Raw genomic sequence first — 11219 nt, forward strand, 5'->3', positions numbered from 1 at the left:
TGTGTATGAGAGGCAGGGGCGGGCGACCTGGCGGTGCCGGTCATCGGGTGCGTCCGAGTGGCCGGGCCGCGCGGTGGGTGACCTGGCCGGTGAGCCAGTGCCGTACGGCGAGCGGTGGGATGGCCGCGCTGGTGAGCGCCATGGTGACGACCTCCTGCCGGGTGCGGGGTCCTGGGGCGATCCGCGCGTGGGCGAACTCGGCGGTGCCCAGGGCCCACAGCGCGCCGGCGAGTCCTGCCGCCCGGCGCCTGCCGCAGGCGGCGAGGGCGGTGGCGGCGAGTGCCAGGCCGGTGACGGCGAGGTGGGCGGGCAGCCGTCCGCGGGGCGCGCGGGCGCGGCCCCACCAGTCGGCGCCGTGCAGGCGGTTCATGAGGACGTCGTCGGCGTTGCCGCGCTGGGCGCGTAGGGAGGCCCACCGGTCGGCGGGGCGGACCGGGTGCCGGGTGACGCGCCGGCCCCGTACGAGTGTCCAGCCGGCGGCCATGACGCGCAGGGCGAGGTCGGCGTCCTCGCGGAACGCGCGGCGGAACCTCTCGTCGAAGCCGCCCGCCTCCTTGAGCGCGAGCGCCCGGTACGCCATGTCGGCCGTCGCCCAGGCCGCCGTCTCCAGGCCCGCCGTGCCCCTCTCCCAGTCCGTGGGCCTGCGGTCGGTGGGCAGCGGCACCGTGAGCCGGCCCTGTACGCCGCCGGTCCGGGCGTCGGCCGCCGCGAGGTCCGCGGCGAGTTCGGTGCCCCAGTCGGGCAGCACCTGTACGTCGTCGTCGAGGAAGACCACCCAGGGCGCGGCAACCGCGCGCAGTCCGGTGTTGCGGGCCGCGGCCGGGCCGCGGCCTCCGGTGGCCAGGACGCGTATGCGCGGGCGGAGCTCCCCGGCTGCTTCGAGGGGGAGTTCGCCGTCGGGCGCCGGGCGGTCGTCCACCACGACGACCTCCGCCGGCGGTGGTCCGGCGGTGGCGGCCAGCGCCCGCAGGCAGTCGCTCAGGCACGGGCGGCCGATGGTGGGGACGACCACCGCGTACGGCTCGGCCACCGGGTGCGGTTCGGGGGCGGTCATGAGCGGGCCTTCGCGCGCCGTACCGCGAACGGCCCGAGGACCAGCAGGTCGACGGGGGCCGAGCCGAAGCACTCCAGGGCGTCGCGGGGATCGTCGACCATGGGCCGGCCCGCCGTGTTGAGGCTGGTGTTCACGACGACGGGCAGTCCGGTACGCCGCTCGAACGCCCCGAGCATGCGGGCCACCAGCGGCTCGTCGGCGGAGGCCACCGTCTGGATGCGGGCGGTCCCGTCGACGTGGACGACGGCGGGGATCCGTTCGCGCCACTCCTCGGCCACTTCGTGCACGAACAGCATGTACGGGCTGGGCAGGGGGCCGTCGAACAGTTCGGCGGCGCGTTCCTCCAGCACCATCGGCGCCACGGGGCGGAATTCCTCACGTCCCTTGACCGCGTTGAGCCGCTCCAGGTTCTCGGCGCGGCCCGGATGGGCCAGCAGCGAGCGGTGGCCCAGTGCCCGCGGCCCGAACTCGGCGCGCCCCTGGAACCAGGCGACCACGCCGTCGCGGCTCAGCTCCTCGGCGACGGTCTCGGCGATGTCCTCGGGTTCCTCGTAGGCGACGGCGGCCCTCTCCAGCCAGCCGCGCAGTTCCTCGTCGCTCCAGCCACGGCCGAGGGCCGCGCTCTCCATGGCCGCCACGGGTTCCTTTTCGTTGGCTACGTGCAGGGCGGCGCCGAGGGCCGTCCCGGCGTCGCCTGCGGCCGGCTGCACCCAGATCCGCCGGAAGGGGCTCTCGCGGTGCAGCCGCGTGTTGGCCACGCAGTTGAGTGCGACGCCGCCGGCCAGGGTCAGTACGTCCTCGCCCGTACGGCGGTGCAGCCACCCGGCCAGTTCGAGCATGACGTCCTCCAGGCAGGCCTGGGCGCTCGCCGCGACGTCCGCGTGCTCCCGCGACCAGGGCGCTCCGGGCTCCCTGCCGGGCACCAGCGACGCCCAGGGCACGGGCCTGGCCCGGAAGCCGCCCGCACCGTCGGCGTGGACGTACTCCCGCAGCCGGTCCTTGAAGCGGGGGGTTCCGTACGACGCCAGGGCCATCACCTTGAACTCGTCGCTGCTGCGCAGGAAGCCGAGGTGCTCGGTCAGGTCCTCGTAGAACAGGCCGAGGGAGTCGGGCAGTTCCTGGGCCGCGAGAACGGTCAGCTCGCGGTCCACGTACCGGCCGCCGAGGTGGGAGCCGCACTCGCCGCGGCCGTCGAGCACGAGGACCGCGCAGTCCGGGTACGGGGATGCCTGGCCGGCGGACGCCGCGTGCGCGACGTGGTGGGCGACGAAGCGGACCTTCTCCGGGTCGAGGCCGGGCAGGGCCTCGGCGAGGAACGCCGGTGCCCGGCGGGCGTAGTCCTGGCGCAGGTGGTCGAAGGGGTCGTCGAGCCCCATCTGTTCGGCGGGGCGGGCGAGCGTGGGGTCGTAGGAGTAGGCGACGGCGTCCAGGTCGGCGGGGCGCAGTCCGGCCTGCTCCAGGCACCAGCGGGCGCTGAGTTCCGGCAGTTCCCATGCGGAGAACGGCAGCGGGCGTTTGCCGTGCTTGCGGCGGCTGAACCGCTCCTCCTCCGCCGCCGCGACGATCTGCCCGTCGATGACCAGGGCGGCGGCGGGGTCGTGGAACAAGGCGTTGATTCCGAGGACGCGCATGGGGACCTCCGTCAGATCCGCTGGGTCTGGGGAACGGACTCGGGCAGCGAGGAGAAGTAGGCGATGGTCCGCTTGATGCCTTCCTCCCACTCCACCCGGGGCTCCCAGCCGAGGAGTTCCCTGGCCAGGGCGGTGTCGGGCCGACGGCGCTCGGGGTCGTCCACGGGGCGTTCCACGAAGGTCAGCGTGGAGTGCGAGCCGGTCAGTGCGATCACGCGGCGGGCGATCTCCGCGACGGTGACCTCGTCGCCGCCGCCGATGTTCACCGGGCGGACCGCGTGGCTGGCCGCGACCAGCAGGACGCCCTCGACGGTGTCGTCGACGTAGCACAGGGAACGGGTCTGGCTGCCGTCGCCCGCGACGGTCAGCGGCTCTCCGGCCAGGGCCTGGCAGACGAAGGTGGGCACGGCGCGTCCGTCGTGGGCCCGCATCCGCGGACCGTAGGTGTTGAATATCCGTACGATGCCGGCGTCCATCCCCCGGGCGCCGACGTGTGCGGTGACCAGGGCCTCGGCGAACCGCTTCGACTCGTCGTAGACGCTGCGCGGCCCGACCGGGTTGACGTTGCCCCAGTAGTCCTCCCGCTGCGGGTGGACCAACGGGTCGCCGTACACCTCGGAGGTGGAGGCGAGGAGGAAACGCGCGCCGTCGCGGTGCGCCACCGCCAGCGCGTTGCGGGTGCCCAGGCTGCCGACGTCCATGGTCTCCAGCGGGTGACGCAGGTAGTCGACGGGCGAGGCGGGGCAGGCGAAGTGCAGGACGAGGTCGTACGGGCCGTTCAGCTCACCCCGCACGTCGTCCGCGGAGAGGTCGCACTGCAGGAACCGGAAGCCGGGCCGCCCCATGAGATGCGCGATGTTGCGGGTGGAGCCGGACAGCAGGTTGTCCGCGCAGTCGACTTCGACTCCCGAATCCAGCAGCCGCTCGCACAGGTGGGAGCCGAGGAATCCGGCGCCGCCGGTGACAGCGGCGCGGCGCCATGGAGGTCGTGTCGTCATGGGGGTCATGAGACGGCCTTTCGTCCGCTGGGAGGAGGCGTCGCACCGGGGGCCGGACCGGTCACCGCGGACCGGTCGAGGCGGCTGCCCGGGGCATCCCGGGCGCGGGCTTCCGATGGCCTCGCGCCCGTCGGAGCGCCTCCGTACGCGCTTCTCGAACACGTGACCGCCGTGGTTCGGCGGTACGGGCAGCTGAGTGCCCGGGGCGGTTGGTTTCACACATCGAATCTTGTTTGCTTCCGCGAAACCGGGTACCCACCCAAGCGGGCCATGGGGAGCGTGGGCCGTTCATACCCGGAAGGAGTAACCAGGGTGCTGGCCGGACTCTCCGCCGAACTGTTACGGACGCTCGCGCCGGAGCATCCCGGCAAGCATCCCGGCCGCGTTCCGGGCCGCGTTCCGGGCCGCATTCTGCTGACCGGCTGGTTCAGTTTCGTCGACGGAGAAGTGACCGCAGGGGACCTGCTCGCCCAGCGGCAGGTGTCGGCGGCGCTCGACCGGGCGGGACTGGCGCACGACACCGCCTGGAGCCCGGGTTTCCGGCCGGGGGCCAGGCCCCTGGAGGCGGCCGATCCCGCGCGGTACGGCACGGTCGTCTTCGCGTGCGGCCCGCTGCACGGGAGGCAGCTCACCGACCTTCACACGCGGTTCGCCCGGTGCCGCCGGATCGCCGTGGGCGTCAGTGTCGTGGACGCGGGCGACCCCGCCGTCACCGGCTTCGACCAGGTCCTCGCACGGGACGGTGACGGCACCGCGGCGCAGCTGGATCTCGCGGCGTCCGCGCCACTCGGAGCCGCCCCGCCGGTCGTCGGCGTGGTGCTGACGCACGGCCAGGGCGAGTACGGCGCCCGGCGGTCCCACGGGCACGTCGCCGAAACCCTGACGGGGTGGATCCACACGAAGGACTGCGCCCGCGTGGAGACGGACACCAGGCTGGCCGTGGACGACTGGCGGCTCTGCTCCACGGCCGAACAGTTCATGGCGCTCGTCGGCGGCTTCGATCTCGTGCTGACCACCCGCCTGCACGGCCTGGTGCTCGCGCTCCGCGCGGGCACGCCCGTCCTCGCCGTCGATCCGGTACGCGGTGGTGCCAAGCTCTCGGCCCAGGCGGGCGCACTGCACTGGCCCGCTCTCCTCGGTGCCGAGCAGCTGTCGCACGCCTCCCTGGACCGCTGGTGGACCTGGTGCCTGTCGACGGACGGCACCGCCGCCGCGGCTCGCCGGGCCGGCGTGATGCGCGGACGGAGCGGCGACGCGCCCCGGCAGGTGCGGGGCGCGTCATGACTCCGGAGTGCGACGGGACGGAGGGCGGGCGGAAGGCGTACGAGGTGGCCTGCGCGAGCCTGTGAGCCCGCGAGCGCGCCGCCGCAGCCCGGAGCCCGCGGCCAGCCGTCGGCTGTCAGCCGTCAGCCGTCAGCGGCCGAGTGCCTTGCGCAGAGCCTGCTTGTTCATCGAGGAACGGCCCTCGACGTTGCGCTTCTTGGCCTCTTCGTACAACTGGTCGCGCGTGGGCCCCTTGGAGCCGGTGTGCGAGCGCTCCCCGCCCCGCTCGTACGCGGACTTCTTGTCGCGGGTGGAGGTCTTGCTCGCGGTCGCGGATTCGCCGGAGCGGGCCCGCTGCTTGTTCACCGTCCGGGCGGCGATCTCCTTGGCCCGGCCCGTGGAGGTGCCGCGCTCCTCGGCGCCCTCCTTGATGTGCTCGTACTGACGCTCTCGCTTGGAATTCGATCCGGCAGGCATGTCGTTCTTCGTCCTCCCTGTACGTGGGCGCTCACGGATGATCCGGGCGCTCCGCGGGCGGGGTCCCGCCGCCGCGACCGCCGCCCTTCCTGCCGCCCTTGTCCGTTCCGTGGGCCCGGCCACCGCCACGGGACGTGCCCGGCTGCCGTGCTTTGAGTTCGGCGCTGTCCTGGGAGGTTGCCCCGCCCTTGTCGCTGCGCCGCTGTTCGGGTTGCTGAGGGTTCGACATCGTGCTCGCTCCTCACGCATGGTCCGGTTCGCCCGCCGGGTGCCCGGCGGAGCCCGCACGAAACACCCGGCCAAGTCCGCTGCGGTCCGCTCGGTCAGTGCCCGAGGGCCTTGGTCAGTTCCTGCTTGTTCATCGACGAACGGCCCTCGACGTTGCGCTTCTTCGCCTCCGCGTACAGCTGGTCCTTCGTGCGCCCCTGCGAACCGCCGTTCGACCGCTGGCCGCCGCGCTGCGGGGCGGACTTCTTGTCCCGGGTGGACGTCCTGCTCGCCGTCGCGGATTCGCCGGAGCGGGCGCGCTCCTTGTTGACCGTGCGGGCCGCGATCTCCTTCGCCCGGCCCGTGGAGGTGCCGCGCTTCTCGGCGCCCTCCCTGATGTGCTCGTACTGGCGCTCCCGTTTCGCGCTGGAACCCTGCGGCATGACGCTCTCCTTCCCGATCGGCGCGGCCCTGTCGACCACACGGCTTTCCCACCGACGCGCCGCGTACCCGCCGGCCTGTGCTGCCCGTCCGGAACCCGGAACGCGTCGACTCCATCTGATGCGGGGCCCCGAAGTTGTGCGCGCGCACAGCGTCCAGACGGATGAGCGGCCGACCACCCGGGGCATCCGCCGACGCCCCACGGCCTCTTTCACCGCGGACCTCTTGGGAAGTCAGCGCGAACCTCGTGGGAAGTCAGGACGGACCTCGCGGGAAGGAGGCGTGTCCGGCGGCGTTTCGGGTACACGGCGACCACCATGAGGCAGGACGTGCACCTGCCGGAAAAGAGACCACTGTGAGCGGACGACGTCGGCGCATCGCAGGGGTGCTCATCGCCCTGTGCGTGCTCCCGCTGGGTCTTACCGCCTGCGGCACGGCCGGGGAGCGCGGCGCGGACGCGTCCGCCGCGGCCGAGGCCCTCGAAGACGCCCTGGGCCGCGGCGACCTGGCGGCCCTGTGTGCGGCTCTGGCCCCGCAGACGCGCAGTGAGGTGGAGGAATCGGAGAAGAAGGCGTGCGTCGACGCCATCGGCTCGCAGGACCTTCCGGCGGGCGGCGCGGTCCGCGGTGTGGACGTGTACGGGCGACAGGCGCGTGTCGTGCTCGCCTCGGACACGCTGTTCCTGTCGCGGTTCCCCGACGGCTGGAAGGTCGTGGCCGCCGGGTGCCGGCCACGCCCCGGCCTGCCCTATCAGTGCTCGGTCGAAGGAAGCTGACCCATGCGCACCATGTTCACTCTCTGTCTGACGGTAGTACTGGGTGGCCTGGCCTACTTCACCGTGGTGGGACTGATGCACCGATGAACGCCGCCGCTCGGCCCGCGCGCGACACACCGGCCGAGGACGACGGCGGCACCGCGAGCCGACACGGCACCCGCCGCTTCCACCGGTTCCGCCGCTTCCTTCGGGACAACGGCATAAGCCTCGGCTTCGGCATCGCGTTCCTGCTCGCTCTCGCGGGGCAGGCGGTCGCGGGGTGTGCGGAGTTCAACAACGAGCTCGCCACGGACGGGCTCGCGCAGGTCGGCTTTCTCGACTACCTCGCGTCCTCCGACTTCGCCGTGGACGTGACGGAGAACTGGCAGTCGGAGTACCTGCAGTTCTTCCTGTACATCTTCGCCACCGTCTGGCTGCTCCAGCGCGGCTCGCCCGAATCGAAAGAGATGGACAAGGCCGGCCCCGAATCGGACGAGGAGCAGCGGATGGGAGAGCACGCCGGTCCTCACTCGCCGCGCTGGGCCGGTATCGGCGGGGTGCGCCAGGCGGTGTTCTCGCGCTCGCTCGGCCTGGTCATGGCCGGGCTCTTCCTGCTGTCCTGGCTGGCCCAGTCCGTCGCGGGCGTCGCCGCCTACAACGAGGAACAGCTGAGGCAGCTCCAGGCTCCCATCGGCTGGCCGCAGTACCTCCTGTCTGCGGAGTTCTGGAGCCGCAGCCTGCAGAACTGGCAGTCCGAGCTCCTGGCCGTCGCCTCCATGGCCGTCCTCTCCGTCTACCTGCGCCAGCGCGGCTCCCCGGAATCCAAGCCTGTGGGAACTCCGCACGGCTCCACCAACGTCGAGGGATGAGCGACCTGGATGAGCGATCCGGAGATCGTCGGCAGCCTCCAGTCCCTGATGCCGTCAGTAGGAGACCCGGTCGAGCAGTCCCTCCAGGTCGACCTCGCCCTCCCGTGTCTGGACTCCGGCCCGCATCGCCGTACGCATACGGTCCACCACCGCATCCGGCGACGGGTAGACCTTGCCGTGTGCCGTGCTCTCCTCGCTCAGCCTCGGCACCGGCCCGCCAGCCTCCGCCGCGTCGACGGCTTCCATGGCCGCGGCGGCCACACCCGGCGGCAGCGCGGCGATGCGCCGGGCCAGCGCGTCGACGAATCCGTCCAGCTCCTCGGGCGGCAGCGCGCGGTTGATCCAGCCGTAGCGCTCGGCCAGTTCGGCGTCGAACAGCTCGGCACCGAGAATGACCTCGACCGCCCGCGCGCGGCCCATCAGCCGCGTCAGGTACTGGGTCCCGCCGCCGCCGGGGAAGATCCCCATCCGTGTCTCCGGCTGGGACAGCCACGTCCGCCCTTTGGCGGCGAAGCGCATGTCGGCCGCCATCGCCAGCTCGCTGCCGCCGGCACGCAGGCGCCCGGCGAGCTTGGCGATCGTCACCTGCGGCAGCGTGCGCAGGCGCTCGTTCATCTGCTGCAACGGGTTGAGCGACGGATCGCCGTCGGCGGCGGCCAGGCGCATGAGCGACTCGGGATCGAACATGAAGTTGACATCCGCGTGCGCGGAGAAGAACTCCGGGTCGGCGCTCTGCAGGACGACCACCCGCACCCGCTCGTCCTGGCTCACCGCGTCGAAGAACCGGCCCAACTCGGTGATCAGTAGGACATCCAGCGTGTTGACCGGCGGGTTGTCGATGGTCAGGTGGGCGACGCCCGCCTCGACCTCGACCCGAAGCGCGGTGAAGTCACCGAACCGCCTGCTGTCATCGGTGGTCATGGAAGTGGTCATGAAGAGTCTCCTGATCCTGTGAAAGGCCGGCTGAACGGCAGGCGAGGTGCACTGTTCGACACCGCCCGCCGTGCCCTTGGAAAGACCGTACGAAGCACCGCATGCCACCGTCGATGCCTGCTTGGCGCAGATCGATATCCCGCTGTGTCATCGAGGACGTCGCCCGGCACCGTACGGATATGGGTCGGGCCGATGCCCGAGTACGCTGACGGACATGGAACTGGTCACGGACCCGGAACGGGTCACGGGCATGGACCTGCTCGCGGACGTGCTCGCGGTCTCCGGTGTGCGCGGCACCCTCGGGGCGCGGATCGAGGCCGGGGAGGCATGGGGCGTGCGCTGGGCCGAGAACGCGGACGCGGTCTTCTACGCCGTGGGCGCGGGGACCGCCTGGCTCGGCCTTCCCGGCGAACCCCCGAGGCAGCTCATGCCGGGCGACGTCGTCCTCCTGCCGACGGGGACCGCGCACAGCCTGTCCGGTGAGCCCGCCGCGTCGGTCTCCTCCTGCGACCTGACCGACGCCGAGACCGCTCGGAACGAAGGCGGTGTCCTGCGCTTCGGCTCGGGCCCCGTCCGGACCCACGTCCTGGCCGCGTCGTACGAGCACGACCCGGCGGTGTCGACGCAGGTCCTGACGCTGCTGCCCGACGTCGTCCACATCCGTGCGGACAAGGGCGGCAACTGTCTGGACGACACCGTCCGGCTCCTGTCCCGGGAACTCGCGCACCCCCGGATCGGCACGGCCGTCGTCCTCAACAGCCTGATCGACATCCTGCTCGTCCAACTGCTGCGCGTATGGCTCGCGACCGCACCCGACCCCTCGCGGCCCTCGTGGCTCGGCGCCCTCCGCGACGCCCTCATGGCGCAAGCGCTCACCAAGCTCCACCAGCAGCCCGCCCGCGCCTGGACGACCGAACTGCTCGCGGCCGAGCTCGCCGTGTCCCGGGCGACTCTGTCGCGGCGCTTCCTCGCCGTCGTCGGCCAGAGCCCCGGCGCGTACCTGACGCAGTGGCGGATGGATCTCGCCGCACGCCGGCTCCGCGACACGGACGACTCGCTTGAGAGCATCGCCCACTCCGTCGGATACACATCGGTCTACGCCTTCAGCCGCGCGTTCAGCCGCGACCGCTCCCAGCCGCCCGGCCGCTACCGGGCCGGCATCCGCGACCACGTCCGTGACCATGTCCGGGACCGAGACCTCGACGGGGCCCGACCGTCCCGGTGAGGGTGCGGCACCCGACCGCCCGACCGCCCGAGCCGACCGCCGCGCGTGACAATCCCACCGCTCCCGCCGCCGATGATCCTTCAAGCGCCCGGCCAACCGGTTGAACCTGGCGCGTTGAGGCGTTGGCGTTCCCCAACGCGCTCCCACTCCAAGCCCGCACGTCCTTGGCGTACGTCCGGCCGCATGCCGAAATGACCCTGCTCGCCAGATCGGTCCGACGGCGTGGCGGAGAGCGGGCCCGACATGCGGCCGCCTCCCGGCTTTCTCGTGGTGAAGGACGGAACACCCATGCATGCGCAACCTGACATCGAGGAGCCCGGAGCGGGCCGGGACGAGCCGATCGCGGTCGTCGGAGCGGCCTGCCGGTTCCCCGGCGAGGTCAGCTCCCTCACCTCGCTGTGGCGCCTGTTGATGGCCCGTCGGGAGACGGTGCGGGAGGTGCCCGGTGAGCGCTGGGAGCAGGCGGAGCTGGCCGGCCTCCCCGCCCAGGTCGCGGACCGGCTGCGGCACGGCTGCTTCCTCGATGACGACGTCTACGCGTACGAGCCGGAGTTCTTCGGCATCAACGCCGATGAAGCGCCCTGGGTGGACCCGGAGCACCGGTTGCTGTCCGAAGTGGCCTGGGAGGCGATCGAGCACGCCGGCATCCCGGCCCAGCGGCTGTCGGGCACCCCGACGGGCATGTTCTTCGGGATCTACCAGAAGGACTACATGCTGCGCGTGCAGCGACCGCTGGAAGAGGTCAACGCCTACGCGATGTACACCGGCTTCGACAGCATCGGCCCCGGGCGCGTGGGCTTCATGCTGAACCTGCGGGGTCCCCAGGTCGTCATCGAGAGCGCGTGCGCGTCCGGCCTGGTCGCCGTGCACACCGCCTGCCAGAGCCTGCGCACCGGCGAGTCGGACGTCGCGCTGGCCGGCGCGGCCATGCTGACCCTGGGGCCGGAGGGCGTCATCGCTCCCGCGCTGTGGGGCGTGTTCTCCCCGACCGGCCGCTGCCACGCCTTCGATGCCGCCGCCGACGGCTACGTACGCGGAGAGGGCTGCGGCGTGGTCGTCCTCAAGCGCCTTTCGGACGCGGTACGGGCCGGGGACCGCGTCCTCGCTGTGCTGCGCGGCACCGCCGTCAACCAGAACGGCCGGGGCACCCGGCTGAGCGCGCCCTCGGAGCCCGCGCAGATCGACCTGTACCGCCTGGCGCTGGAGCGCGCGGGCGTCGAGGCCGGGGACGTCGGGATGGTGGAGGCGCACGGCCCGGGTACGGCGGTGGGCGATCCGATCGAGTTCGCCGCGGTGGCCGCGGTCTACGGCAAGGGCCGCGACCGCTGCGCGCTGGGTTCGGTGAAGACGAACATCGGCCACACCGA

At 72.4% G+C, this 11219-nt stretch carries 12 protein-coding genes; 5 read left to right on the plus strand and 7 right to left on the minus strand.

Annotation, left to right across the window (positions count from 1 at the left end):
• Nucleotides 1-40: 40 nt before the first annotated feature.
• Genes AOK01_RS37025 through AOK01_RS37035 form a run of 3 tightly spaced genes read right to left on the minus strand, consistent with a single transcriptional unit; the run spans nt 41 to nt 3683 of the window.
• The gene (locus AOK01_RS37025; protein ID WP_055519525.1) at nt 41-1054 is read right to left on the minus strand and encodes a glycosyltransferase family 2 protein; all 1014 of its coding nucleotides are present in this window, start codon (nt 1052-1054) and stop codon (nt 41-43) included.
• A complete protein-coding gene (locus AOK01_RS37030) occupies nt 1051-2685 on the minus strand; it encodes a carbamoyltransferase family protein (protein WP_055519527.1) in 1635 nt (544 codons plus the stop codon). Before AOK01_RS37030 ends, AOK01_RS37025 begins: the two co-directional genes overlap by 4 nt.
• 11 nt (nt 2686-2696) lie before the next feature.
• Nucleotides 2697-3683 carry an NAD-dependent epimerase/dehydratase family protein gene (locus AOK01_RS37035; protein ID WP_055519530.1) on the minus strand — a complete coding sequence of 329 codons (987 nt, stop codon included), beginning with the start codon at nt 3681-3683 and terminating at the stop codon, nt 2697-2699.
• A 312-nt stretch (nt 3684-3995) separates the two neighbouring features.
• On the opposite strand from AOK01_RS37035, the gene AOK01_RS37040 reads away from it, so the two are divergent.
• Nucleotides 3996-4967, plus strand: a complete 972-nt coding sequence (locus AOK01_RS37040) for a polysaccharide pyruvyl transferase family protein (protein WP_342671090.1) — start codon at nt 3996-3998, stop codon at nt 4965-4967.
• A 129-nt stretch (nt 4968-5096) separates the two neighbouring features.
• Here AOK01_RS37040 and AOK01_RS37045 read toward each other — a convergent pair whose 3' ends face one another.
• From AOK01_RS37045 to AOK01_RS37050, 3 genes are all read right to left on the minus strand, one after another.
• On the minus strand, nt 5097-5423 hold the full coding sequence (locus AOK01_RS37045) for a hypothetical protein (RefSeq protein ID WP_055519528.1): 327 nt from the start codon (nt 5421-5423) through the stop codon (nt 5097-5099).
• A 31-nt stretch (nt 5424-5454) separates the two neighbouring features.
• Nucleotides 5455-5652: a hypothetical protein gene (locus tag AOK01_RS42150; RefSeq protein ID WP_079104065.1), complete on the minus strand. Its 198-nt coding sequence runs from the start codon at nt 5650-5652 to the stop codon at nt 5455-5457.
• 94 nt (nt 5653-5746) lie between these two features.
• Complete coding sequence (locus AOK01_RS37050; protein WP_055519534.1) at nt 5747-6073, minus strand: hypothetical protein; 327 nt, start codon at nt 6071-6073, stop codon at nt 5747-5749.
• 353 nt (nt 6074-6426) lie between these two features.
• Between AOK01_RS37050 and AOK01_RS37055 the strand changes: the two genes are divergently transcribed.
• Entirely contained in the window at nt 6427-6846 is a 420-nt protein-coding gene (locus tag AOK01_RS37055) for a hypothetical protein (RefSeq protein WP_063792929.1), read from the plus strand.
• Between the two features lie 83 nt (nt 6847-6929).
• Nucleotides 6930-7694, plus strand: a complete 765-nt coding sequence (locus AOK01_RS37060; protein WP_245702575.1) for a DUF6766 family protein — start codon at nt 6930-6932, stop codon at nt 7692-7694.
• Between the two features lie 54 nt (nt 7695-7748).
• Here the strand turns inward: AOK01_RS37060 and AOK01_RS37065 are convergent, their stop codons facing one another.
• Nucleotides 7749-8627 (minus strand): enoyl-CoA hydratase/isomerase family protein, encoded by an 879-nt coding sequence (locus tag AOK01_RS37065; RefSeq protein ID WP_245702576.1) that lies wholly within the window; start codon nt 8625-8627, stop codon nt 7749-7751.
• 214 nt (nt 8628-8841) lie between these two features.
• Between AOK01_RS37065 and AOK01_RS37070 the strand changes: the two genes are divergently transcribed.
• Nucleotides 8842-9852: an AraC family transcriptional regulator gene (locus AOK01_RS37070; protein WP_245702577.1), complete on the plus strand. Its 1011-nt coding sequence runs from the start codon at nt 8842-8844 to the stop codon at nt 9850-9852.
• A 288-nt stretch (nt 9853-10140) separates the two neighbouring features.
• Nucleotides 10141-11219 (plus strand): beta-ketoacyl [acyl carrier protein] synthase domain-containing protein (locus AOK01_RS37075; RefSeq protein WP_169800177.1); only part of this gene is annotated, 1079 nt, incomplete at its 3' end.

Source organism: Streptomyces aurantiacus, from assembly GCF_001418335.1.
Lineage (GTDB): Bacteria > Actinomycetota > Actinomycetes > Streptomycetales > Streptomycetaceae > Streptomyces > Streptomyces aurantiacus.

Coding starts and splice junctions, on each gene's coding strand:
- AOK01_RS37025 (WP_055519525.1), bottom strand. CDS start 1,054: ATGACCGCCCCCGAACCGCACCCGGTGGCCGAGCCGTACGCGGTGGTC.
- AOK01_RS37030 (WP_055519527.1), bottom strand. CDS start 2,685: ATGCGCGTCCTCGGAATCAACGCCTTGTTCCACGACCCCGCCGCCGCC.
- AOK01_RS37035 (WP_055519530.1), bottom strand. CDS start 3,683: ATGACGACACGACCTCCATGGCGCCGCGCCGCTGTCACCGGCGGCGCC.
- AOK01_RS37045 (WP_055519528.1), bottom strand. CDS start 5,423: ATGCCTGCCGGATCGAATTCCAAGCGAGAGCGTCAGTACGAGCACATC.
- AOK01_RS42150 (WP_079104065.1), bottom strand. CDS start 5,652: ATGTCGAACCCTCAGCAACCCGAACAGCGGCGCAGCGACAAGGGCGGG.
- AOK01_RS37050 (WP_055519534.1), bottom strand. CDS start 6,073: ATGCCGCAGGGTTCCAGCGCGAAACGGGAGCGCCAGTACGAGCACATC.
- AOK01_RS37060 (WP_245702575.1), top strand. CDS start 6,930: ATGAACGCCGCCGCTCGGCCCGCGCGCGACACACCGGCCGAGGACGAC.
- AOK01_RS37065 (WP_245702576.1), bottom strand. CDS start 8,627: ATGACCACTTCCATGACCACCGATGACAGCAGGCGGTTCGGTGACTTC.
- AOK01_RS37070 (WP_245702577.1), top strand. CDS start 8,842: ATGGAACTGGTCACGGACCCGGAACGGGTCACGGGCATGGACCTGCTC.